This is a genomic window from Corynebacterium lipophiloflavum DSM 44291, assembly GCF_000159635.1.
Taxonomy (GTDB): domain Bacteria; phylum Actinomycetota; class Actinomycetes; order Mycobacteriales; family Mycobacteriaceae; genus Corynebacterium; species Corynebacterium lipophiloflavum.
In genome coordinates this window covers 1-355 of sequence record NZ_GG667230.1, presented here as the reverse complement: position 1 = coordinate 355, position 355 = coordinate 1, and the positions used below count along the sequence as shown (strand labels likewise).

Here is a 355-nt window from a genome sequence, read left to right as displayed (position 1 = left end):
AAGAACCTCTCCGGACTGGTGCCCAAAAGCCAATGGCCGACATTGTCGGCGATGTTCCACACGATCTTCCAGCAACCGGACGCCCAGGCTGTGTGGATCAGGCACGGGAGGTGGTGGGCTTCTGTGAGCAGAAGTTCCCCCATGTCGCGCACTCACCTCGAGGAAGCGCTCGACGAGCTGCTGACTTTCACCCACGCCCCGAAGGCGGTGTGGACGAAGGTCTGGTCGAACAACCCCACTTCAGCGGTTGAACCGGGAGATCCGCCGGCGCACCGACGTCGTGGGGATCTCCCCGAACCGAGATGCCGTCGTGCGCCTGGTCGGGGCGGTGCTGGCTGAGCAGCACGAGTGAGAA

General features: G+C 63.7%; 1 protein-coding gene and 1 pseudogene. Both read left to right on the top strand.

Annotation, left to right across the window (positions count from 1 at the left end; all coding sequences use genetic code 11):
• Positions 1-51: 51 nt before the first annotated feature.
• Positions 52-183 (top strand): annotated as a pseudogene (locus tag HMPREF0298_RS12855) (IS256 family transposase); the annotation flags it as partial.
• Positions 184-247: 64 nt separating this feature from the next.
• Complete coding sequence (locus HMPREF0298_RS12850; RefSeq protein ID WP_040423296.1) at positions 248-352, top strand: transposase; 105 nt, start codon at positions 248-250, stop codon at positions 350-352.
• The last annotated feature ends 3 nt before the right edge of the window (positions 353-355 follow it).